The organism is Blautia sp. HCP3S3_G3 (genome assembly GCF_052063365.1).
Lineage (GTDB): Bacteria > Bacillota > Clostridia > Lachnospirales > Lachnospiraceae > Blautia_A.
Genome location: NZ_JBQHXR010000023.1, coordinates 1 through 25,023, shown reverse-complemented (window position 1 = coordinate 25,023; position 25,023 = coordinate 1). Strand labels below are relative to the sequence as shown.

Sequence of the window (25,023 nt, the reverse complement as noted above, 5' to 3'; positions counted from 1 at the left end):
TTCTGTTTCTGGATTTTCTATTACCGTATTTTTCTGTTTCTGGATTTTCTATTACCGTATTTTCCTGTTACTGAATAATTACTGATTCTTTCCATATTTCGCCTCTTCCAGCAATTCATAGGTAACACCATACTTCTCTGCGATATCATGCGCATAGGACAAGCCTTCCGGCGGAGCAACACGAAGTCTGTAAGAACGCTTTCCTCCTTCTGTTTCCGTAATAAGACTGGCCGCCTTGCTTTCTCCGCTCTCCCTGTTCAGGCTGTCAACTTCTCGCGCCAGCTTATGCATATGGGTATTAAAGATTGTACGAATTCCCATTTTCAGCAAAATACGAACCACATCCCGCGCAATAAAAAATCCTTCCTCAAACGAGGTCGTGGAAAATGACTCATTCAAAAGTAAAAGGCTCTGCGGAGTTGCCTGCAGAAAGATTTCCCGGAAACGGCTGGATTCCTCACCAAGCCTTCCCAGATCCATAGTCTGATTTTCATCAGCAGGATAATGCGTAAAAATATTATCCGCAGGACTGAAGGAAAAAGAATCCGTAGGAACATAGATTCCTCCCTGTGCAAGAAGAAATGCCACTCCCACCGCCTGCGTAATCGTAGTTTTACCGCCTCTGTTCGCCCCGGTCAGAATATACACACGATGGTCCGCATCAAAATCCAGATCATTTCCCACAATTCCGGAACTGCTTTCCTTTTTTTCCATAAATGACTGGGCAAGCTTCAGATTATACAATCCGGATGCATGCATTTCTCTCTTTTCGCTGTCCAGGATCTGAGGTTTGCACATGTGGAACCCCTGTGACTGCAGTTTTTCCACATATTCTGCCCAGTAAATATAATACAAAAGTTCCGGCAAAAGAGCGGAAATTGTCGTCGTACTGACAGAAACATGTCTGGAAAGAATATGTTTCAGTTTTTTTACAATCCTTGTAAGCATGGAAGTCATCGCCCGGTCCAGAATGTGCGTCACGTCTCTGCTTGGCGCGTCATTAGACACTCCTGCCATTCCGGCCAGTGCCATTGCCTGCATTCCCGGCACCAGAGCGATTGCAGCCCGCTCCATCCCTGCTGTTTCCAGCGCATCATGTCCAGGCGTACGGAAGGTATACTGATTTTTCCATTCATTTCCTTTCTGGATTTCATCTCTTCGATTCAGAAAATCACAGAAATTTGACACAATACCGGATTTTGTAAACGTTTTGTCATTGATTGACACAATTCCCACTTCCGATGGTTCATAACGATCATTCAGATTCACACCAAGTGTCACACTTTTTACCTTGGATGTCTCTACTTTCAGTGCATCAATATCTTTTTTCAATTCTGAAAATCCGGCATCTTCGTATAATTTCCGTACATATTCCTTCAGTGCCAAAAATCCTTCAGACTGTATTTCTACTTCACTGAGGCAGGTATGGATTCCCTGCACACACTGAATATATTCATTCATCTCATCCAGCCTGTGCACAAGATCCCATACTCCGGAAGCATCCGATTCTTTTCCGAAACTTCCATAAGTCTTCAGAAAGTCCACCCGGTCCAGCAGTTTTCTCATCTGTTCCCGAAGCTGCGGAAACCGGAGGATATCTTCAAAGACATCACATCGATACTGTATCACACGCGGATCACCGGTAATATGTGTCATCACACTTCGTATAATTTTCCGCTCCGGCTCCATTTCAGACAGAAGGCTGCAGAAACCATCCACCGCCAGATCATGAGCCGTATCCTCCGGTAAAATCTGATATTCCGGCATCACCTTTCCCGGATAAAGTAAACTGAATTCCTGCATATGATTATTCTCCCTTTCATTAATCCAAATTAAAAAAATCCAACACTAATTTTCTTTCAGACCTTCAACGAAAAAATTACAAAATAGAATTGCACTCTGTCACTCGCCCTTTCGCTCCAGACCATTTGACATTCCATCTCCTGTCCCGTATAATCGAACTGGAGTTTTGTTTTTTCATAGAAATCACTGGAATAAATTTTCAAACACAATCTAATCCTGAATATTCTTTCCTTAACGTAAAATAATAAAACAACACGACTCAATCACCACACTTTATCGCACACCCCGGAAGGAGGACTGCCATATGGATCGCATTTACATCGCCATAGACCTGAAAAGCTTTTATGCATCTGTCGAATGCCGGGAGCGTAGGCTTGACCCGATGACCACCAACCTTGTGGTCGCGGACGCTTCCAGAACATCGAAAACCATCTGTCTGGCAGTCTCTCCCTCTCTGAAAGCACACGGCATTCCCGGACGTCCGCGGCTTTTTGAAGTAATACGGAAAGTACGCGAAATCAATGCCCGAAGAATGTCAGATGCCATTCGCTGTCGGGCCATTTGTCGGGATTCCAGCGGAACATATGCATTTTCCGGTTCTTCTTGCGATGCGGAACAACTGAAAAAGAATCCTTCTCTGGAACTATCTTACATCACCGCTACACCACGTATGGCCAAATACATGGAGGTATCTGCTTCCATTTACAGTATTTATCTGAAATACGTTGCACCGGAGGATATTCACGTTTACTCCATTGATGAAGTCTTTATCGATGCCACGGAATATCTCTCGGTTTATCATAAGAATGCCAGAGAACTGGCAATGACCATGATCCAGGATATTCTTCACACGACTGGAATCACAGCCGCTGCCGGAATCGGTACAAACCTTTATCTGGCAAAGGTCGCCATGGATATTGTCGCCAAACATGTCCCGGCTGACCGAAACGGCGTCCGGATCGCGGAACTGAACGAACAAACCTACCGTCAGCTTTTATGGACACATGAACCAATTACCGATTTCTGGCGTGTAGGAACGGGATATGCCCGAAAACTTCATGAAAACGGTCTTTTTACCATGGGCGATATTGCGCGCTGCTCTATCGGAAAGCCTGATGAATATTACAATGAAGACCTCTTATATAAACTTTTTGGCATCAATGCAGAGCTTCTGATCGACCATGCCTGGGGATGGGAACCCTGCACCATTGCTGAAATCAAACAATATAAACCACAGGATAATTCTGTAGGATCCGGTCAGGTTCTCTCACATCCGTATGACTTTGAAAAAGCCCGGCTGGTAACCAGAGAAATGACGGATCTTCTGGTTCTGGATCTTGTGGATAAAAATCTCGTCACTGACCAGCTGGTTCTGACCGTAGGTTACGATATCGAAAACCTTACCGGTGATCGTGCCGGCAGCTATCACGGTCCTGTTACCGTCGACCGGTACGGCCGCCGTGTCCCCAAACATGCGCACGGCACAGAAAATCTGGGAAAATACAGCAGTTCCACCAGACTGATCACTGATTCCATGATGAAGCTTTATGACCGGATCGTTAACCGTGATCTTCTCATCAGACGCATCACCATCTCTGCCGGTCATGTCATCCATGAAGCAGATATTCCAAATCGGGAACCAACTTTTGAACAGCTTGATCTTTTCACAGACTATGCGGAACTGGAAAAACAGAAACAAAAGGAAAATGCCGAACTGGAACGCGAAAAAAAGCTCCAGCAGGCTACTCTTGCCATCCGTAAAAAATTCGGAAAAAACGCCATCCTGAAAGGCATGAACCTTCAGGAAGGTGCTACCGCCATGGAAAAAAACCGTCAGATCGGCGGACACAAAGCCTGAAAGAAAGAAGGAGAATCCAAATCATGTCAAAAGATCCGCACCGTTATGATGATATCATTCATCTTCCTCACCATCAGTCACAGGTTCATCCTCACATGTCTCTTTCTGACAGGGCCGCACAATTTTCTCCCTTTGCCGCTCTGACAGGGTATGACGATGCCGTACAGGAAACTGCCCGTCTGACAGAATCCCGTATCGAACTGGATGAAAATGCCAGAGTTCTTCTGGATGAACGACTCCGACTTCTGCAGATAAACCTGGAAGAACACCCTTTTGTTACTTTTACCTATTTCATCCCGGATTCCCGGAAGGAAGGCGGTTCCTACTCTCTTGCCGCCGGTATAATAAAAAAACTGGACCTTCTTCACCGCACGATTACACTGTATGCAGACAATGGGATTTCAGACGGTACCGAAATCCCTATTGACGAAATCACCGCCATAGAGGGTGAAATTTTCCGCAGTATGTCTGTTAGATAATTTTGTTACTCTGTCCAAATATTTTACTCAGGAAATTCCAATACCGCTATCTTGGAACGCGGAGTATTTTTCTTCTCTACAACGACCCCCTTTCGGGATTTCAGTCTCTGGGCAAGTGGAATCGGTGCACTCATTCCCAGAGAATCCTGAAGCATATAAAAATAATTTGCAGACAGATATTCTGTTACTTCATATTCCTTACCGATTTCTATCATTGGTCCATTATCTTCAATAGAAAATTCTATCCGTCTCATTTCTGTCTCTTTCGCCTCTTTCCATCCAAATACTGATTATTTATCATGAATTATTTATCATGAATTATTTATCATGAATCTTTTATCATTGATTATTTACCATTGGCTCTTCACCGCTGCTTATTCTTCAATTCCTGTATACATTTGTTATTTCCAGCGTTTGAAGGTTACCTTCTCTTCCTGATGCATCGAAATTTCAATCATTTCACCGGAATATTTTCCTTCACGACCATCCGAATGAAGCACCGATACATACTGTCCCGGCCATGGATTCACAAGGCGGCAGGGATGTCCTTTATGGCTGACTACAGTGACCGTATCCACCATTCCATCCTTTAATGATGCACTCACTTCAAAAGCTCCGCAGGCGCAAAATCCCCGGAACGATGCCTCCGGATGATTTTTCACCGGCCATACAGGGAAAATACGCAGCACTCCCTCATGACTCTGAAGCATCATTTCCTGGACTGCATCCGGAATCGTATTCAGTTCTTCAATACCATGGGGATTCTCTTTGAGATATCCATTGGGAAGTCCCCGATGAAGAATCATCTGCCTCATTTCTTCCCAGATAATATCCGGATCATATCCCACTCTCGCTGCTGCTGCAAAAAACAGGCAGCTCAGATTGGATGCGTTAAATGCTCCTGCTTTATAAAAATGCGGATTCTTCACTGGTTCCCCGGACTGTCTTGCTTTTTCCAGTTCATGTATCCCCAGTGCATTTTCCACCAGAGCATGAATATGTACTGTATTCCAGGCTGTCTGCAGTTTTTCCGGACTGCTTCCCAGACCAATGGCACTTCCCGGATAAATCTGCATGATATTTCCCGGGAAATGAAAAGACCATTTACCGCCCACGCCCTCATCATAATAAATCTCTGTATCCATCAGTTCTTCCGGAAGCAATTCCTCCAGACTTACCTCTGCTTCCGTCCACAGAGTCGGATTCTCCTGTATTTCGCGAATGGTTCCTTTCGGATAATCTGCCAGATGTTCTGCAATTTCCGTCCATTTCTCCCGCTTTTCCTCATCAAGATCCAGTACACTGCTAATCACCGGCATCCAGGTAAAAAAGGTTTTCAGGTAACCAAGTGTATTTACCGGATCTTCCGGCACGCCATGTTCCAAAATATTGCTGTCCGTCCGCTCGTGCATCCCATCTCCTGTTACATGATAGACGCCATCTCTGCATACAAGATCCTTTTCCCAGAAATCCGCAATACCCCGCAGAAACGGATATACTTTTCGGGCATATTCTTCCTCTTCTGTCAGACGGTAACGGAAAATCATATTTAATGCACCATGCAAAGCCGGAGATTTCATATGGAGAAGCAATGCCTCACTGACCATGCCATGAGGTCCCAGCCCCAACGGATAATAAAGCCCTTCGTGTTCCAGAAGACGTTCTGACATTTCCCCTGTAATGTCCATCAGTTTCAGATACGGACTGTCATGAGGATCGGACTGCTGAAAATGCCCGGATACCATCAGATTCAGATACGGAGACTGATGATTGTAATTAATCTTATAGTTTCCATTCCATGCAGGACGGTCAAAGGTACTGATTCCCAGGATATTTGGCGGATACTCCGGGTCCCTGGAGACACTGGCAAGCATATATTTGGAAAGATAATATCTCTCCTCAATCAACGGATCATCCAGAGTGATCTCCGAAACAGACCAGAACCTCTTCCACCAGGATAAATTCTGACTTCTCAGCTTTTCAACCTCTGCATATGTCATCCAGCGGGCTCTGGATACCGCATACTCATACGGTCTGGAATATTTTGCCCATGAACGCACAGGAAGCACAAAAGTGGCTTTTTCACCTGCAGCTAATTTCTTTGACGCAATTCTGGAGGTCATATCCCGCTCTTTTGGATTTTCAATAAAACATCCGGCAAATCCATCCTTTGTCGGAATATCCACATGGTCACTGAACTGCCGGTATCCGCTGACAATATTTCCCCTGATCTGTTTCACCTGCACCGGACGTCCGCTGATCATTCCCACAAACATTCCATTCTGAATTTCTTCCGATTCACCGCTTCCCCAGATATCGACCGTACAGTCACATCCTTTTCCGGCTTCATCCGGAAAATAAAAATCATACTCCAGGTCCAGCTCCAGTTCGGTATCAAATTCTATCACCAGTACGTTTTCCATGGCTGCAACCCAGCTTTTCATGATACATTTTCTGCCTTCTTCATCTGTCAGGACAGTCGTTGTCGTTGCAGTCAGAAAATCCTGTTCTGTATACCAGGATGCGTTTTCCAGAGCCGGAATATCAAATACCATTCTTCCTACCGGACGAGGACTGCCTGCACCCATGGCAGGATCACATTTTGCAGAAGAGTTATCATGGAAAAACTCCCAGTTCGGAGCGCTTTCCATCTGCCAGAAATCATTCGTGGTGATCCAGAACTGTGGGAAACGGGAATTTCCAGCCAGTGCTGCCAGCAGGTCTCCATTTCCCAAAATCGGTGCATCTATTTTTGTTCCGGCATCCTGCCAGATTTTCCAACGTCCTCCTCCGGACACATCTACATTCCCGTTCGGCACTGCAGCCGGTGGTGTGTGAAATATTGTTTTATTTCTTTCTACAGTCATACTCTTCTCCTTTTCTTTTTTATTTCAAATCTGTTCGGATTGTGTATTTCAGATATCTTTTACAGCAAAATCGAAGCCGTTTCCCGAAGCATGTGTGCCCCTTCATAATACTTCCATTCTTTTCTGTCTGACAGCTATTTTCTCTTTACATTCTGTAATCTCTGTTCACAGTAACTTTATTCAGCATCACAGGCATTACAGCCAGACATTCAAAAGTAACAGAACAAACATTCCAACTGCCGCCAATAATCCGACTCTGTACATCCATTGATTCATTATTCCTCTGGAGGAACATAATCCGAGACTGACTCTTCCCTGAAGCGGATAAAACAGCCGCAGTCCTTTGAGATTGAGAAAATCAAGAACCAAATGCGACAAAAACGCTATCTGAAAATACGGTATCATATCCGGCAAAAAAATATCCGTACATCCGGTCAGCAGTACAAGCGCCAGCAGAGAATGCATAAACGACCTGTGGGGCTGTTCCTTCCCATATGCACAAATCACCAGAAATACCGCCGCTGCAATCACAACTCTCGCAACAGAGCTGTCTCTCATAATCATCTGATAAATGCCCACATGCCACTTATATTCAACCGCAATCATTGCTGCTGCCGCAAGAAACGAAACAAATATAATCTTATTCGCCTCTTTATGGCTTTCAGAAGTTCCGCTGTCAATATCACTGATCACCGCTCCCACTGCCGAAATGCCGGTTCCCAGTATCAGTTCCTGAATGGTCTTTGGCCGCAGAAAAGCCAGACTCACTGCCACGCCTACCGCCATATGTGTTTTTCCAAGCATGAATACCCCCTGTATTTCCTGCTGTTTCGTACAGCAAATCATCCATAACTATATCACTTGCCTGTTTTCTCTTTATCATCGTTATATTTCCTGCAGCATGGAAAACGCCTTCATCAATTCTTTCTCTCCATAGTCGTCAAATGCAACCGTTATCATGTCATCAGATTCCCGGATCACCGTCCCCTGTCCATATTTTGGATGCTCTACCCGTAGAGCAGAGGTTTCTGATATGACGCTGCCTTCCATACGGTGTTCTTTCTCTTCCAGATCTGCCGAAGTCTTCTGGCGCTCTTCCAGCACCATGCGCTTCATCTTCTGCAAATGTTCCGCTGCAGCTTTCGGGTCTTTCCCAAAGCCTTCCGGGATTTCCGTAAATTCCTTTGGAAAAACAGCCAGATATCTGCCGGGGCCCGGTCTCACTCCGACTCCATCCGGATTGATGTAACAGGAAATCTCCAGATATTCTTTTGCCCTGGTCATCCCCACATAAAAAAGTCTCCGCTCCTCTTCCTCACTGTCCGGATCACTGCACCGCAGGGGAATTAGTCCGTCATTGACTCCAATAATAAACACATGGGAAAATTCCAGACCTTTGGAAGCATGAAGTGTCATCAGGCTGACTGCATCTTCCCTTTTTTCCCCGGATTCCACAGAAAATCCATTCAGCATCACAGAATTCAAAAAATCCCGTATACTCTTATAATTTCTCAGCTGCACAAACAAATTCTCTATCTGTTCCCGGTCTTTCTGATAAGAGGATGAAGAAGGATGTAGATATTGAGTCAGACACAGCCGGTCTGGCAGGTCTTCATAATCTTTCCCTGTCTCCTCATATTCCCACATTTTCTGCAGAAGCACAGAAGCTGAACACAGGGATGTTCCTTCACGAAGGGAAGTCAGCTCTTTCAGTGCTTTCTTCGACGTCCATCCTTCTCCATACATCTTATCACACAGAACACATACCGCACTGGAAGTATCTTCATGATTCGCAAGAAATCGCAAAACATGTATAAACCAATTCACCACATGGATATCCTGCAGACTCTTTTTCACAGAAATCTGACAGGGAACCTGATTCTGGGCAAATACTTTTTCCAGAATCTCCGCCTGATTCTGCAGCCTGTAAAACACCGCAATCTCTCTATATGCCATGCCCTGTTCATGCAGAGAGCAGATCTTTTCCGCCAGATATTCCGCTTCCTGAAAAGAATCGTAATGTTGCTGAATAACCACTCTGCCTCCGGGTTCCCTTGTTCCTTCCAGACTGCTTCCATTCTGCTGAAATCGTTTCGATGCCGCCAGGATATTTCCCGATGAACGGTAATTCACAGACAACGACAGTTCTCTCGCCTGATATTTCTTCCTGAGCTGATAAAAAATCTGAAACGCACTGCCCCGCCAGCTATAGATCACCTGATTGGGATCCCCTACTGCAAAAAGATGGGTTTCCGGTTTTTTCATCTGTTCCAGAAGCTCCAGCTGTATCTGATCACAATCCTGCACTTCATCAACAATAATCCAGTCTGGACAAAGGATTTCCGAATGCGTCTTCAGAAGAAAAATCGCATTCTTCAGAAGATCCCGATATGTCATTTTATTCTGCTTCTTCTTTTCCTCCTCCAGAAGTCTGAGCAGTTCCGGAAAATCATCCTGATAATCTTTCTTTTTACCGCGTATATGACTGTCCGTCTGCTCCAGACGTTTTCTCAGCCTGTTTTTATATTTAATTTTCAATTGATATTGCCCGATCAGCTGCTGCGCAAGCTCCAGTTCTTCTTCCGGAAGGCACACCCGAAACTCTTCTGTATACCCCAGTTCTTCCACCGGAAGAAGTGTCTGCAGCATCCGAAGAGCCACACTGTGAAACGTCCCGAACCATGGTGTTTCTCTGCTTTCTATACCCTGATGGTTCAGACGTTCGCGTATCTCATCTGCTGCCTTATTCGTAAAAGTCAGCACAATCATATCCTTCAGAGAAACACCTTTTTTCTCATACAGATATCGGATCTTTGAAATGAGAACCGTTGTTTTTCCGCTTCCCACATTCGCATTGACCAGACAGACATTGCTGTCATCCTGTACCGCTTCCTGCTGTTCCTTATTCAGTTCCATATACTACAATTCCTTATGATATTTCATTTGCATCTGCTGAAAGACGTATTCATCTCATGAAAATACAAAGCATTGCTCCGCACTTCGTATTTTCACAATTATTACTTGTATCGCCTGAACAATTTTCTCTTCCTGTATGCCTCTTCCTCTGCCGTTTCCTCATTCTGCGGCACCGCAAAAATATCCACTCGGAACAATGGCGGCACTTCCGCATAATATCCGATCATGTTCTGAATTCCCGTACGATTTTCCGGCATATTGGCCCACTCGGCATAAAAGGAATCTTTCACAAATAACTGCAGTGCCTCTCCTGCTGTTTTGACACTGCATACGGTCTGAAAGAACGAAGCATATACCTCACCGTTTCCCCTGGTCTTCTCACAGAATTCTCCCCATCTGTCTGGAAGCTCTGACATCCGGAATTCTTTTTGGATCCATTTTGTATCTGCCCACTTCACCAGTTTCCTGCTATCCGGAAAATCCGATTCTTCCAGAAGATTCTCAAGTCCCCACAGGACAATCCTGCGATCAAGTCTGTAATCTCCCACACAGGCAGCACAGCCATCTTCACATTTGCATCCGGATACCATTCGTACAGCCTGTTCCACCACACGTGGCATCATCTCAAATATTTTTTCCGCAAATCCAAGACCGCCGGTATAACAGTCATAAAAATACAAAAACACCTCATCCTCTGTCTGTCCGGACACCTCCATCGCATTGGTGGAAACGGTTACTCCAATATCGGTCTGCTCTGTCATCGTTACCATTAAGGCGGCATTTTTCAACGCAAAAGACAACCCGTCAAAATGATTATTCCGCACATATCTTCCGGATCCATCCGGCTGGAGCAGTCTCCGATATGCACGAACCACATTCCGCGGCAGTTTCAGCCAGACAGCCTCTGTATCATAATTTTTGCTCAGAGGGCTGGCAAGCTGCTGATATCCGATATTCTGCTGTGTGTGAAACTGCAGCTTCTTGTACATATACACATAATCCGCCACATTGATATCGCCAAAATGCATATCCGTTCTCTTCCAGTTCTGTTCTCTGCTGCAGTGAATGATACGGATATTAATCTCATCTCCGGGAACTGTATAATAATTGCCGTTAAACGGCACAGCGTATACCATCTTGCTTTCCATATCCATTTTTACAATCTGATAAAATTCTCCGTCATGAATATAGACTGCACCTTCATATAGTTCGTGAAATGCCTGACTCTCATCCATCTCCGTAATTACTTTTCCCGTTTCCTGATGAAGCAGCTGATACCGGTTTTTGTCAATGTTTCTGAGAGAAAAATCCCCTGCCGGATACTGACCGCCGGACCAGGCAAATCGTCCGCCCTGATTTCTCACTTCTTCCATTTTCAGAAGGACCGGTATGACTTCTCCAAGATCCGGAAACACTCCCATATCATCCAGAGACAGCGGAAGCTCCGCAGCTGCCGCCCGGATATGTGCCAGCTCGATCAGGAGATTATCCGGATCTGCAATGGCATTCTCACTGCTTCCTTCAAAAAGCCAGCCTGGTTCCAGGGCAATATACTGATCCATGGGAAGCTGATCCAGAATCAGATAGTTGGTACATTTTTTACTGTTTCGACCTGCGCGGCCGGTCTGCTGCCAGAAAGAAGCCCTTGTCCCCGGATATCCCACCAGAACGGTGGAAGATATTTTGCCGATATCGATGCCCAGTTCCAGCGCATTGGTAGAAACCAGTCCCAGCAATTCCCCGCTGATCATTCTCTGTTCAATGGACTTCCGTTCCTGAGGCGTATAACCGCCGCGGTATCCGGAAATGCGGTCAGCACCCACTGTCCCGAGAAATCCGCTGCCATCCAGATGATCCCTTGTTTCTTTCAGGATTACTTCCACATTTCGTCTGGATTTCGCAAAAGCAATAAAGCTTTCTCCCTGCTCCATCAGTTCCGGAAGCATATCTGCAGCAACATTTGTCACCGACCGCTGACAGTAATATTTCTCATCTCTGCCCGTAATCTTCGGCGGCTGTATCAGACAGTATTCTCTCTGTGCAGTCCCGGAACCATCCCTGTCAATACAGACAAACTCCGTCCCGCAGATTTTTTCCGCCAGTTCCGCAGGATTGGCAATTGTGGCAGAACTGCACAAAAACTGCGGCTGTGAATGATAATATCTGCAGATACGGGACAAGCGCCGAAGTACATTGGCCATATGAGAACCAAATGCTCCCCGGTATACATGAAGTTCATCCAGTACCACATATTTCAGATTCGAAAAAATAAAATCAAATCCATACTTGCTGTGATTCGGCAGCATGGCACCATTAAGCATATCCGGATTGGTCAGAATAATATTCGCCTGTCTGCGTATCCGGCTCCGCTCTGCCTGCGGGGTATCCCCGTCATAAACCCCCGCATCGATTCGATTCCGTCCGAAATATTCAATCCACGGAAGAAGCGCCCGGTACTGATCTGCCGCCAGCGCCTTGGTCGGATACACAAAAATCGCTCTTGTCATCGAATTTTCCAAAATTTCACTGATGACCGGAAGCAAAAAGCTCAGCGTCTTCCCGCTTGCCGTAGAAGTCGTAATCACAAGATTTTTCCCCTGCTTTGCCTGTTCAAACATTTCTGCCTGATGGCAGTATAACATATGAATTCCCTGATGCTTCAGATAACCGGCAATTTCCGGCTCTAATCCTGTAGGAAAATCGGAGAATACAGGTTCTCTTGCAGGTATCGTTTTTTTATAAATAATGAAATCGTCTATCGTCATGCAGATGCTCTCTTTCCTGGTATTATCGGTTATGTTCCGATTAAAGGCTGAAACCTGTGCTTTCTCTGCTGTAATTTACAAACACGCTCTAACCCGTATATAAAAATATTTTTAAGCAATTGTTATACAGTCATTCTATAACAGAAACAATTGTTATGCAAGTACTTTTTTCGAACATTTGTTTGTGTTTTGTGGGAAAGAATCCTGCCAGGAGGGCTTTATTTTATCATAGGAAAATGCTAAACACTTTCCTATGATAAAATAAATCGGCGTACGGAAATGGCTTTTCCATGTCATTTCTGTATGCCGATGTTGGTTTTATGAATTACTTTTCAGAACATCTGATTCAATTGTTTCAATCCTGCTTTATGCTTTCACATTACTCTTCCTTGCTTACAAATTACCAATATAATCCCATATATTTCTCCGCTTCATCTTCAGTTAAAGAAAATTCCTCGATGATGTTTTTGACCACTTCCTCCCTGCTCACATGAAACTTCCTGCAGGTTCTAATTGTGCCACCAATCATTCCTTCCTGCCTTCCCTCTTGCCTTCCTTCTTGCGCTGCCCTTTTCTCTAATGGCCTTCTCCATGACCTCTTCCATGACCTCTTTCACGGTCACCTTCTTCTACAGGGAGTCCAAAATATTCTTTTCCCTTGGAACAGTGCAGATTGTCTGCTGGGCAGTGATGGTCACAGCAGGGACATACGTTATTTTCATTTGTCATTTTTTCCTGATTATCCATTGTTATCTTCCTCCATTTTTTGTTTTATCGTTCTTTCTTTTTTCCATTGGACCAATAGTTTCTGTATCATCTTTTTCAGCTGAAGCTGTTCTTCCGGCTGTAGTGCCGAAAAATAATCTTCTTCCTCTCTGCCCTGGCGGGATTCTTCAGCCATTGCTCTTCCCTTCTCTGTCAGGCATACGATCATCTTCCTGCGGTCTTCCTCATCTTTCTCACGTCGAAGCAGCCCCTTCTGTTCCATCTTGGAAATAATCTCACTGATGGAACCCGGTTCAATTCCAAGCTGCTTCTGTAAAGATTTTTGACTGATCTTCGGAGTATCCAGCAAAATATTTAATATCCGATTCTGTCCTCTTTGCCGTCCGCTTTTTTTCTCTGCGATATATCCACAGCGTACAAGTAATGATAGCAGTGATGCTTCCTCAATATTAAAATGTCCATGACATTCATGATAATACTTGCATTTTTTTTCATCAAACTCTTTCATAGGAATTCCCTTTCCATTTCTTTCGGTACCTTGATATTATAATATTACCGGTTTTTCTATTTGTCAAGGTACCAAAGTATTTTTTTAATATTATGCCTGCCATAAGTTTTCAAAGCAAACGGCAGGCATTCTTTTCTGTATTCTTTTCTGTATATTTTTCTATTTATCTTTGTGTATAGTTCCCTTTATATTTTCTGTAAATTCTTTTTATATCGCAGTTTCTTTTATACCACAATTTTTCTTCATGAAAGAGACTTCAGCACCGGAAGCAGCGCATCCAGAACAGGCTTATAACCATTCGCATACATATGCATCCCTTCTATGGTATATTCTTCTTTCAGATTTCCCTTCTCATCCCGGATTCCGTCATTCACATTCAGATATACTGCCCCAACTTCTTCTGCAAGTACAGCAACTGCCCTGTTTGCTTCTTCTATGCGTGCATTTGTCCGGATTTTCAAAATCTCCTGCATTCCGGGATTATCTTTTGCCGCTTCCGGATTGACAGGATAATAAGCAAGCATATACAGCTTTGCCTCCGGAAGATTTTCACGAATACCATTGAGTATCCGGCGATAATTCCCGATCAATGCTTCACAGCTATAATCTGCAGTATTCAGATCATTGGTACCAATATTGATAAAAATATGAGCCGGTTTCAGGTCATAGATACAGGCATCCATATTGTCCAGCAGTTCTTTCGTTGTATAACCGCCTACTCCGCGGTTATAAACAGTCAGTGGAATGTCAAAATCCTGCAGAAACTCGTAAATCGGGAACTGTTCCATCAGACTGGAACCAACAAAAAGAATCTGTCCAGGCTTTACATATTGATTCAACCGTTTGAATCGTTCTACTTTATCCTGCTTCTCCTGCATCCCTTTCTCTGCAAACATACTCTCTATCGCCTGCTGCAATTGTCTCTGCTGCTCTTCATTCAAACTGTTTGCGACTTCTTCCCATAACTCCATCGCCGTCTTTCCTCCCTCATTTGAGTCAAATTTCCCACAAATTGTGACGCAATATCATTCCTCTCCGCCACAGTGCGATCCTGCCCGGAGGGCTTTTGGGTATCACAGGAAAATGCAAAGCACTTTCCTGACGATACAAAAAAAGAACCGGGCTTGATACCCGATTCTTCCTATTAGCGTGCGTTAGAGGATTCGAACCCCCGACCTTTTGGTCCGTAGCCAAACGCTCTATCCAGCTGAGCTAAACGCACATCTTTTTGCGAATCACCTTCGCAACAATGAGTATTCTACCCTATATAATCATTTTTGTCAACACTTATTTTAAAATTTTTTTCATTTTTTTATCAGTCGTTTTTACCAGTACCGTTTTCCTGCTTCCAGGACTCTGTCAAACCAGATTCCCTCTTTATTTTACAGGTATCTCCAACGCAGAATTCCCTCTTTACTTTACAGGTATCTCCAACGCAGAATTCCCTCTTTACTTTACAGGTATCTCCAACGCAGAATTCTCTGCATCAGAGATACCTTTTTCCTGCAGATCTCTTATTTCACAATACAGAAAACTTTATGCATCCAGCAGGAATGCCTTGTATGCTTTCTTTGCCTCATAAACATCTGCCTTGCTGGTAACTTCCCAGGGCGCGTGCATGCTCAATACAGCTACACCACTGTCAATGACTTCCATGCCATAGAGTGCTGCGATAAATGCAATCGTTCCGCCGCCGCCAACATCTACTTTGCCAAGTTCTGCTGTCTGGAAAGCAACCTGATGGCTGTCAAAAATTTTTCTCACGCAGGCAACATATTCCGCATTGGCATCATTGGAACCGGACTTGCCGCGGGCGCCGGTAAATTTATTCAGAACAATTCCTCTGCCGAGAAAAGCAGCGTTCTTTTTCTCAAAGCACTCTGCAAAAGCAGGATCAAACCCGGCACTTACATCAGAGGACAGCATTCTGGAATTGCGCAGTGCACGGCGCAGTGTCAGTTCCGAATAGCATCCGCAGCATTCCATAAGTTCCGCAACACTGTTTTCAAAAAATCTGGACTGCATACCGGTAGCTCCTACACTGCCGATTTCTTCTTTATCCGTAAGCAGACAGCAGCTTGTGCGTCTCGGATTTTCCATTTCCAGCATAGCCAGGAAAGAAGTATATGCGCAGACACGGTCATCCTGTCCGTAGGCAGCGATCATACTGCGGTCCAGTCCGCATTCTCTTGCTTTGCCTGCAGGCACCACTTCCAGTTCTGCAGAAAGGAAATCTTCTTCTTCAACGCCGTATTTCTCATTCAGAATTCTTAAGATATTTTCTTTGACTGCTTCTTTTTTCTTTTCATCCGGAAGGTCTGCCAGCGGACGGCTTCCGATCAGAATGTCCAGATTCTCGCCCTCCACTACTTCCGATGCTTTTTTCTCAAGCTGCCTTCCCGCAAGATGGATCAGAAGGTCTGTGATATATACCACCGGATCCTCTTCTGCCTCTCCGATATTGACATCTACAACAGTTCCGTCCTTTTTGACAATCACACCGTGAAGTGCCAGAGGAAGTGCTACCCACTGGTATTTCTTAACGCCACCGTAATAATGCGTATCAAGATATGCCAGATCTGCATCTTCATATAACGGGTTCTGCTTCACATCAAGACGCGGGGAATCAATGTGCGCGCCAAGAATATTCATACCATTTTCCAAAGGCTCCTGTCCGATATGATAAAGAGCAATGATTTTCTTCATACCGACAGAATATACCTTATCTCCTGCCTTTAACTGTTCTCCGGCTGCAGCTTTTTTCTCAAGGGAAACATAGCCTGCTGCCTCTGCTTCTTCAATAATTCTGGACACGCATTCTCTTTCTGTCTTGCCGGCATCCAGAAAATGACGGTATAAAAGAGCTGTTTGCTCCAGTTCTTTTTCTTCTGCTTCCGTATAGGTAAGCCATGCATTTCTTCGTTCCATGTTTCTTCCGCCTTTCTTTTCTATCATTCCCATACTTACGATATTATAAAACACTTTCCATGGTATTTCCATACTTATCCAAAATTTCCCTGACCTGCTTCCGGCTCCGGACACCCTCACTTGCCCCTACCGTTTCTGTTGCCAGAGCTCCACAGATATTCGCGCGGCAGATACATTCTCTCAGCGTCACTCCTTCCGAAAGTCCCCAGAGAAAGCCTGCTGCAAAAGAATCTCCCGCACCAGTCGTATCCACACAGCGGATTCCCTGAAGTGCAGGAAATTGTCCGGCGATGTCTCTGTTTTTTACAAAACATCCATCTGCTCCGCATTTGATTACCACAGTCCCCACGCCGCAGGCCAGAAAACGTTCTGCCATCTCTCCTGTCTGAACTGCACCGGTAACCATCGCTGCCTCTTCTTTATTTGCAAAAAGATAATCCACATAAGACAGAGCTTCACGGATATCTTCTGTTGTCTCACCGTTTTTGCACTTCGTCATATCCGCACAGACAATCATCCCTTCCTGTTTTGCTCTGCCAAAAATCTCCGCAAGTGCATCCCCTCCCAGTTCCGGCGACACAAAAATACTGGCAAGGCAGAAAATCCCGTCCGTCTCCTGTCCCGCACCGGAAAAAAGTCCGGAAAAATGCCCGGGTGCAAGCTTTCTAAGAGAACTTTTCGGATTTGTAAAAAAACTGCGGTTTCCATCCTTCTGGACCATCACCACATTGACACCCGTCTGCACGGAATTGTCCACGGTAAACAGCTCTGTTCCAATTCCCTCTCTATGGCAATGTTCCAGAATCATACTTCCGGCCTTGTCCTCTCCCACAAGCGTAAGCAGTTCCACACTCCCGGGCTTCTCCAGAAGTCTTGCCAGTACAGTGGCTTCGTTCAGCGCATCTCCGCCTGTGGATATTTTTATAGTATCCACAGGAACAGAACCTTTTTCAAAAACATGATTCTCCACAGGACACACCAGAACATCCAGAATTCCGGCACCTGCAATCACGATCCTCTTGTTCATACCTGTTCCTTTCTTTCCTATACATCTATATGACAGGCACTTTTTATGCCATACACCTGTCGAATTTTCAAACACACTTTAACCCGTACATCTCACATGTTTTCTATCACAGACTGCAAAAGTATTCCTGCATTCAGATTACTCCCGGAATGATGATTTGTCAAAACATTTCCCTGCTGTGGCATTCCCTCCTGTGGTATTCTCTCCTGCGGTATTTTCTCATGCGATATTCCCACTGTCCATCAGCGTTGTGACTGCGATTTTTTCAAAGAAATCAGTTGCTTAATTTTCTCCTGTTTACTATAGTATATAAATGACATCCGGCTCTGAATTCATGTTTTTATGCATCAATAACGACACCTGCTTACTTACGAATCAATGCACGGAACGTCACAAAAATCCCAAAGGAGGTAACCATACCATGCATCATGCTTCTGACCTGCAGCACATGCTCCATTCCATTCACCGAAAAAGCTATCCTGCTTATAAATCACTGAAAGGTGCCTATCAGTTTGAGAAATATATCTTATCCATCGACCATGTACAGGGAGATCCTTTCGCCTCCCCGTCACACATCAGTGTGCGGATTTCGCACCAGGATGCCGGATTTCCCAAAGAATATTATCAGGAGAAAATCGGCCGCATCACACTTTGCGATTATCTTACCAGACAATTTGAACAACAGGTAAACCGCTATACCTTCCGCGCCAAAGGCTCCGGCAAAAGCGGTCTGATTTCTGTCACACACTGCGGTCAGGAAGTTCTGGAACGCACTGCCTGCGAAATCACAGAAAAAGGCATTACTGCCCGGTTCTTTATCGGATTTCCGTCCAACGGACGCACCATCAATGCCCCGGAACTTGAAAAAATTCTTTTTGATTTTCTTCCTGTATGTGTACAGAAGGCATTCTTTTACCGGAATTTAAACCACAGTCATCTGGAACAGGCTATTTTTCTCGCAGAAGACCAGGCGTGGATCCGTCAGGAACTGAACCGCCGTTCCCTTGCTGCTTTTGTTGCAGACGGTTCTGTGCTTCCCAGAGAAAGCGGCATTTCCTCCCGCCCTATGAAAAATTCCATACCTTTTGCATCACCGGAAACCCTTCGAATCACCATGGATCTTCCACACAAAGGAACCATTACCGGTATGGGAATTCCCACAGGCATCACACTCATTGCAGGAGGCGGTTATCACGGAAAATCCACCCTTCTGAACGCACTGGAGCTTGGGGTTTACAACCACATTCCGGGAGACGGACGGGAATATGTAATCACCGATGAGACAGCCCTGAAACTCCGTTCAGAAGACGGCCGCTTCGTCAAAGATGCAGATATTTCTCTTTTTATCAATGATTTGCCGAACAAAAAAGACACCCGCTGTTTTTCTACAGAGGATGCCAGCGGCAGTACTTCTCAGGCTGCCGGAATTATAGAAGGAATGGAATCCGGCAGCCGTGTATTCCTGCTGGATGAAGATACTTCTGCCACGAATTTTATGGTTCGCGACGCCTTCATGCAGAAAGTCATCCAGCGGGAAAAAGAACCCATTACGCCTTTTCTGGAGCGTGCAGCTGACCTGTATGAAAAAGCCGGTATTTCCACCATTCTGGTAGCCGGAAGCTCCGGTGCCTTTTTTCACATTGCAGACACGATCATCCAAATGGACAATTATCGTGCAGTGGATATCACAGAGCATGTCAAAGAATTGTGCAGGGAGTATCCTCTTCCCGGCTCTGTAATCCCCGCCTTCCAGCTGCCAGAAAGAACCCGGATTATGACAAAACCGGCTTTCCGGTTCCCTCTGAAAACAAAAGTTCACGGAAAAGACGGATTCTCTCTGGACAGACAGGAAATCGACCTTCGCTATATCGAACAGATTACAGACAGTGAACAGACCGCTGCCCTTGGACTGCTTCTGAAATATGCAGTGGAACACCTGATTGACGGAAAACGGACTCTCGGGGAGATCGTCCTGTATCTGGATGACCAGCTTCGCAAAAAAGGACTCTCGTTCCTTGCGGACGGTTCCAGTATCCCCTGCGGCTATGCCATGCCTCGTGTTCAGGAAATTTTCTCCTGCTTCAACCGCTTCCGCAGACCGTAAGAAAGTATTCCCGGAACTTCTCTCTGAAAATTTCGCACACTAAAACCGCCGCCTGCTGACGATCTTAGCAGCTAGGCGGCGGTTTACTTGGTTTTATTTTTTAGGGAAAGGAAAGAGTTCCGGCAACGCTCCCGGCATTGAAGTGTTACCGGCATCTTAAAAGCGGTTTGACTTTTAAGATGTATATATCATATCGTATAAATGTGAGGAGAATTTGTCCAATTTCTAATAAATTTATAAAATTTATAAAAAAATGGCAAAGAATTTTGCATTTACTCATGATAAATTTTTTCGGTTCCTGGATATCCGGAGCCACTCTCCGCGGTTCTCTTTTCATTGATATTTCTGCAAAATCCCGGTCTACACATTTCAGAAAAGCCGGAAGTTATCTGTTATAGATTTAACAGCATATAAACGACTTCCTGAAATCCACTTATACGTGAATGAAATCCTTTTGGATTTCGTCCATATTCCACAAATCCCATTTTTTTGTAAATTGCAATTGCCCGTGTATTGTTTGCAACTACATTTAATTCCAATTGAACATAACCTGCTTCTTTCGCACATTGAATACATGCGCGCAGCAAAGCAGTTCCTAATCCAAGTCCCCAATATTCCTTTAACACACTGATACCAAATTCGGCTCGATGTCTTACCTTATACATTGTTCCTACAGCTTCAATTCCAGCAGTTCCCACTACTTTTCCATCTACAACCGCAATAATCTCAATTTCATTGATGCTCTCTGTTTTTCTTTCCAAAAACAAGGCTTCCTGTTCCGCATCAAAACTATTTTCATCTGGATAAGAAAGCAAATAATCTGTTTCTTCATGTGTAACAATAAAATGCTCAAACACTTCAGGTCCATCGGATGCCATACCATTCCTGAGACAGGCTTCTTTTCCATTTTTCATAATAAATATTTGATGATATTTCATACCTTTCCTCCATCAATCCTAATTTGTCTTTATAGGAAGTATATCACAATAGAATTTTTTATTCTATATCCTTACCCGAATAAAAAGGAGCCCTGCTCCGCAGCCGGTAACCCGGTCACTTTGCAAAACTCCTTTTCCTCAGAGCGAATTTCAAAACACGCTCCAGATATAATATATTTATTTCACAACTACCGAAACACTTTCATCTCCAAGCACCTGATACTTCCAGTTTCCGTTTCCGCCTTCCACATGAAGCGTAATCGTATCCCCTTTTCTCACGGCCTGTGCAGTCATCACTGTCTTACCTTTGATATCCGTAATTTCTGTATATGCCTCTGCTCCGTCTTCAAATACAGACAGGCACAGCGTTACACCATCACAAAACTCATAATCCGGCTTTGTATCACAATTTCCAACTGCAAAAATCGCATTCGGACGTACAAGAAGCGGCATAGAGAAATAATCATGCGTTTCTTTCTGCCATTTTCCGCCTTCTACTACCTGATTCGTAAGAATATTAAACCATTTTCCTTCCGGGAGATAATATTCCACTTCCCCGCTCTCCTTGAAAATCGGAGCCACCAGAAGAGAATCACCCATCATGTACTGTTTGTCCAGAGGTTCACATGCTCTGTCCTCCGGGAATTCCACAAACATCGGACGCATCATCGGAATGCCTTCTTCATGGGTACGAACTGCCTGGCGGTACAGATACGGCATCAGGGAACATTTCAGCTTTGCAAACTTCCGCACTACATCGCAGGATTCCTCATCAAACAGCCACGGTACACGATAGGAAGTAGAACCATGGAAACGGCTGTGAGAACTGAGAAGACCGAACTGTGCCCATCTTTTGTAAACATCTGCCGGAGCTGTCTGCTCAAAACCACCGATATCATGGCTCCAGAAACCAAATCCTGCACAGGCCAGAGACAAACCACCACGGATTGTTTCAGCCATAGACGGATAGGTCGCAGAACAGTCACCGCCCCAGTGTGCAGGGAACTGCTGCCCGCCAACCGTAGCAGACCGCGCAAAAAGAACTGCCTCGCCTTCGCCTCTCTCCTGCTCAAGAAGCTTAAATACAGCCTCATTATATAAGAATGTATAATAATTGTGCATTTTGACAGGATCAGAACCATCGTAATAAGCAATATCCTTCACAGGAATTCTTTCACCGAAATCCGTTTTGAAACAGTCTACTCCCATGTCAAGAAGGGATTTGAGCATTCCGGTATACCATTTCACAGCTTCCGGATTGGTAAAGTCCACAAGCCCCATTCCTGCCTGCCACAAATCTGTCTGCCATACATCTCCGTTGGTCTTCTTTACCAGATAGCCGTGTTTCATGCCTTCCTGGAAAAGAGGAGACTTCTGCCCAATGTATGGATTGATCCATACACAGATTTTCAGGCCTCTGTCATGATATCTCTTCAGCATTCCCTTAGGATCCGGGAATGTTTTGGGATCCCATACAAAATTACACCATTCATAAGCTTCCATCCAGTAGCAGTCAAAATGGAAAACATGAAGCGGGATATCTCTGTCTGCCATTCCCTGGATAAAACTGGAAGTGGTCTCTTCATCATAATTGGTAGTAAAGGAAGTGGTCAGCCATACGCCAAAGGACCATGCCGGAGGCAGAGCCGGTTTTCCGGTAAGTTCTGTATATTTCTGAATCGTACCTTTGGGCGTATGTCCATTAATCACATAATAATCCAGACGTTCTCCTTCCACGGAAAACTGCACACGTTCTACTTTTTCGCTTGCAATCTCGTAAGCTGCATCTCCCTCATTATCCAGCAGCACACCATAACCCTTATTGGTAATATAAAATGGAATATTCTTATAAGCGATCTCACTGGCTGTTCCGCCGTCTTCATTCCACATTTCCACTACCTGGCCATTTTTTACAAATGGAGTAAAGCGCTCACCAAGACCGTATACATACTCATCCACATCCAGCGCAAGCTGCTCTACCATATAGCATTTATGATTTTTTCCGTTTGTCATGTGAGCCATATTGCGGTAACCCGTATTGGTCAGCTCTCTCTCTCCATCATAGAAACGGATTCCCCAGGAATCTGGCCGTTTATCAATAACAGCTCTGGTGTTTCCTGTTTTGTAGATAATGGAATCCTCAGACTCCTCGATCGTCACATTCGGATTCGTATCTGCAATCTGAACAAACGGTCCCGGATACTGTTTCCCCTCAAAATGAGTGATGGAAACTTTGATTACATCCTCCATGGGACTCGTCAGTTTCACTGTGAGAATTCCAAGATTCAGACAATCTCCTCTTGATGTAATGTGTTTTCCCGGAGCATATACGGTCAGTTCACTTCCGTTAACTCTGGAATCTGCGTATTCTACTGCATACAGTGGGGTAATCCCGTCAGCAGTCTGCCAAAAACCGTTTGTAAATTTCATCTGTTCTACTCTCCTGTCTTAGATGCTTAGATACAGACAAGAATCCTGCCTTTCAGGATTCTCTGCCTGCGACGCATTGCTTCAGCAATATATTTTCTCTGAAATATTGTTGGAGTATTTTCATCTGCTATGTCAATGTATCAGATACTTTTATCAGCGCTACATTGTTAATGGGAATCGTTATCCCTGAAATGATAAAGTCATACAGGAAACGGTTGATTCCTTTCTGATTTCTGTAAATGACAAATGTTGCCACAGAAACCAGAGTTACAATAATAATAACACTGCAGTTCACATAAATAAAGCCGATAAAATAAAGAAACCTATTTTTTCCCTGTTCGGTAACAACAGAGTAATTTTATGTTAATAACATAGTGCAGCTTTTTCTATATTTTCCATTTTCATATATCTTACTGCGCAATAATTTGTGATGATATTATAATAACGTGAAAAGCGGAACAAATAAAAGAAAACCCAGCTTAGCTATCAGGGAAGAGTGTAGATATGGCAATCGAAACATCAGACCAACAATGAGATAGAGAATCAGATGAATTCTTTGTAAAGATAAATGCTTTTGAAGCGCAGCTACATGCGCTTGGCTGGAATTGTAAAAGGTCAGATACTGATCAATGGGTAATGATAGAACGTTAATAACTGTTTACAGGCATACCATGGCAGATAAAACTAAAGCAATGAGCAGTATAGCAAACACCCACTTCTCTGAACCATGCAACACGAAAAGCAACACAAAAAAATAAAACCCTTGAAACTCAAGAGTTTTTAAGTGCCGCAGACCGGAATCGAACCGGTACGGGTATCACTACCCACGGGATTTTAAGTCCCGGGCGTCTGCCAGTTCCGCCACTGCGGCATGTTTTTATTTAATTAAATGGGGCCTATAGGGCTCGAACCTATGACCCTCTGCTTGTAAGGCAGATGCTCTCCCAGCTGAGCTAAGACCCCATGTAACTAAAAACGACCCAGATGAGACTCGAACTCACGACCTCCGCCGTGACAGGGCGGCGCTCTAACCAACTGAGCCACTGGGCCAAAAAATATTTAAAAAATGGACCTTCGGGGACTCGAACCCAGGACCGACCGGTTATGAGCCGGTTGCTCTAACCAACTGAGCTAAAGGTCCAAAAAGCCGATGATCGGACTCGAACCGATAACCTGCTGATTACAAATCAGCTGCTCTGCCAATTGAGCCACATCGGCATACAACGCTTCCATGATGTATTATACACCAAATGTTGGAATCAAGCCACAGAAAAATCTCATTTTTTATTATTTTTAAATGACTCCAAGGGGATTTGAACCCCTGTTACCGCCGTGAAAGGGCGGTGTCTTAACCGCTTGACCATGGAGCCAAAATACTTCGCTTACTTACCTCGGCGACGAATATTATATTACCATAAACCAGCCCGCCTTGCAAGTATTTTTTCACAAAAAAAGCCCTGATTTTTGAGGACTTTTAACTCCCCCTGTTGGACTCGAACCAACGACACTGCGGTTAACAGCCGCATGCTCTACCGACTGAGCTAAGGAGGAATATGAAGATTTGCACCTTCAAAACTACATACATGTCTGACATTTCCCTGAAAATCTCTTAACCTTGCTTTTGGACAAGCCCTCGACCGATTAGTAGCAGTCAGCTCCATACGTTACCGTACT

16 protein-coding genes and 8 tRNA genes are annotated in these 25,023 nt (G+C 44.5%); 3 read left to right on the top strand and 21 right to left on the bottom strand.

What is annotated here, in order from left to right:
• Positions 1–78: 78 nt before the first annotated feature.
• Positions 79–1,803 (bottom strand): MutS-related protein, encoded by a 1,725-nt coding sequence (locus tag ACTNEW_RS13770; protein WP_441062042.1) that lies wholly within the window; start codon positions 1,801–1,803, stop codon positions 79–81.
• 304 nt (positions 1,804–2,107) lie between these two features.
• Here ACTNEW_RS13770 and ACTNEW_RS13765 point away from each other — a divergent pair, with 304 nt between their 5' ends.
• The gene (locus ACTNEW_RS13765) at positions 2,108–3,661 is read left to right on the top strand and encodes a Y-family DNA polymerase (protein WP_441062040.1); all 1,554 of its coding nucleotides are present in this window, start codon (positions 2,108–2,110) and stop codon (positions 3,659–3,661) included.
• 23 nt (positions 3,662–3,684) lie between these two features.
• A complete protein-coding gene (locus tag ACTNEW_RS13760) occupies positions 3,685–4,140 on the top strand; it encodes a hypothetical protein (protein ID WP_441062039.1) in 456 nt (151 codons plus the stop codon).
• A gap of 23 nt (positions 4,141–4,163) precedes the next feature.
• Here the strand turns inward: ACTNEW_RS13760 and ACTNEW_RS13755 are convergent, their stop codons facing one another.
• From ACTNEW_RS13755 to ACTNEW_RS13705, 11 genes are all read right to left on the bottom strand, one after another.
• Complete coding sequence (locus ACTNEW_RS13755; RefSeq protein ID WP_441062037.1) at positions 4,164–4,394, bottom strand: hypothetical protein; 231 nt, start codon at positions 4,392–4,394, stop codon at positions 4,164–4,166.
• Positions 4,395–4,541: 147 nt separating this feature from the next.
• Positions 4,542–7,007 carry a glycosyl hydrolase family 95 catalytic domain-containing protein gene (locus tag ACTNEW_RS13750; protein ID WP_441062035.1) on the bottom strand — a complete coding sequence of 822 codons (2,466 nt, stop codon included), beginning with the start codon at positions 7,005–7,007 and terminating at the stop codon, positions 4,542–4,544.
• 195 nt (positions 7,008–7,202) lie between these two features.
• Positions 7,203–7,811, bottom strand: coding sequence for a metal-dependent hydrolase (locus ACTNEW_RS13745; protein ID WP_441062033.1), 609 nt, complete (start codon positions 7,809–7,811; stop codon positions 7,203–7,205).
• Between the two features lie 81 nt (positions 7,812–7,892).
• Positions 7,893–9,923: an ATP-dependent helicase gene (locus ACTNEW_RS13740; RefSeq protein WP_441062032.1), complete on the bottom strand. Its 2,031-nt coding sequence runs from the start codon at positions 9,921–9,923 to the stop codon at positions 7,893–7,895.
• A 101-nt stretch (positions 9,924–10,024) separates the two neighbouring features.
• Positions 10,025–12,688, bottom strand: a complete 2,664-nt coding sequence (locus ACTNEW_RS13735; RefSeq protein ID WP_441062030.1) for a DEAD/DEAH box helicase — start codon at positions 12,686–12,688, stop codon at positions 10,025–10,027.
• A 576-nt stretch (positions 12,689–13,264) separates the two neighbouring features.
• The gene (locus tag ACTNEW_RS13730; protein WP_441062028.1) at positions 13,265–13,435 is read right to left on the bottom strand and encodes a hypothetical protein; all 171 of its coding nucleotides are present in this window, start codon (positions 13,433–13,435) and stop codon (positions 13,265–13,267) included.
• Positions 13,428–13,922, bottom strand: coding sequence for a MarR family winged helix-turn-helix transcriptional regulator (locus ACTNEW_RS13725; RefSeq protein ID WP_441062026.1), 495 nt, complete (start codon positions 13,920–13,922; stop codon positions 13,428–13,430). The genes ACTNEW_RS13730 and ACTNEW_RS13725 overlap by 8 nt, the downstream gene beginning before the upstream one ends.
• Before the next feature lie 242 nt (positions 13,923–14,164).
• The gene (locus ACTNEW_RS13720) at positions 14,165–14,893 is read right to left on the bottom strand and encodes a GDSL-type esterase/lipase family protein (protein ID WP_441062024.1); all 729 of its coding nucleotides are present in this window, start codon (positions 14,891–14,893) and stop codon (positions 14,165–14,167) included.
• Between the two features lie 177 nt (positions 14,894–15,070).
• A tRNA-Arg gene (locus ACTNEW_RS13715) sits at positions 15,071–15,144 on the bottom strand.
• A gap of 314 nt (positions 15,145–15,458) precedes the next feature.
• Positions 15,459–16,850, bottom strand: a complete 1,392-nt coding sequence (locus ACTNEW_RS13710) for an aminopeptidase (RefSeq protein ID WP_441062070.1) — start codon at positions 16,848–16,850, stop codon at positions 15,459–15,461.
• 43 nt (positions 16,851–16,893) lie between these two features.
• Positions 16,894–17,877: a carbohydrate kinase family protein gene (locus ACTNEW_RS13705; protein WP_441062022.1), complete on the bottom strand. Its 984-nt coding sequence runs from the start codon at positions 17,875–17,877 to the stop codon at positions 16,894–16,896.
• A gap of 421 nt (positions 17,878–18,298) precedes the next feature.
• Here ACTNEW_RS13705 and ACTNEW_RS13700 point away from each other — a divergent pair, with 421 nt between their 5' ends.
• Positions 18,299–19,981 carry an ABC-ATPase domain-containing protein gene (locus ACTNEW_RS13700; RefSeq protein ID WP_441062021.1) on the top strand — a complete coding sequence of 561 codons (1,683 nt, stop codon included), beginning with the start codon at positions 18,299–18,301 and terminating at the stop codon, positions 19,979–19,981.
• A 392-nt stretch (positions 19,982–20,373) separates the two neighbouring features.
• Here ACTNEW_RS13700 and ACTNEW_RS13695 read toward each other — a convergent pair whose 3' ends face one another.
• From ACTNEW_RS13695 to ACTNEW_RS13655, 9 genes are all read right to left on the bottom strand, one after another.
• Positions 20,374–20,919 carry an N-acetyltransferase family protein gene (locus tag ACTNEW_RS13695; protein ID WP_441062020.1) on the bottom strand — a complete coding sequence of 182 codons (546 nt, stop codon included), beginning with the start codon at positions 20,917–20,919 and terminating at the stop codon, positions 20,374–20,376.
• A gap of 177 nt (positions 20,920–21,096) precedes the next feature.
• Positions 21,097–23,349, bottom strand: a complete 2,253-nt coding sequence (gene yicI / locus ACTNEW_RS13690) for an alpha-xylosidase (RefSeq protein ID WP_441062019.1) — start codon at positions 23,347–23,349, stop codon at positions 21,097–21,099.
• Between the two features lie 785 nt (positions 23,350–24,134).
• A tRNA-Leu gene (locus tag ACTNEW_RS13685) sits at positions 24,135–24,220 on the bottom strand.
• Positions 24,221–24,239: 19 nt separating this feature from the next.
• Positions 24,240–24,312: transfer RNA gene (locus ACTNEW_RS13680), tRNA-Val, on the bottom strand.
• Positions 24,313–24,325: 13 nt separating this feature from the next.
• Positions 24,326–24,399: transfer RNA gene (locus ACTNEW_RS13675), tRNA-Asp, on the bottom strand.
• A gap of 17 nt (positions 24,400–24,416) precedes the next feature.
• Positions 24,417–24,490 (bottom strand) — tRNA-Ile (locus ACTNEW_RS13670).
• Between the two features lie 4 nt (positions 24,491–24,494).
• Positions 24,495–24,567, bottom strand: a tRNA-Thr gene (locus ACTNEW_RS13665).
• A gap of 80 nt (positions 24,568–24,647) precedes the next feature.
• A tRNA-Glu gene (locus tag ACTNEW_RS13660) sits at positions 24,648–24,719 on the bottom strand.
• Positions 24,720–24,827: 108 nt separating this feature from the next.
• Positions 24,828–24,900, bottom strand: a tRNA-Asn gene (locus tag ACTNEW_RS13655).
• Between the last annotated feature and the right edge of the window lie 123 nt (positions 24,901–25,023).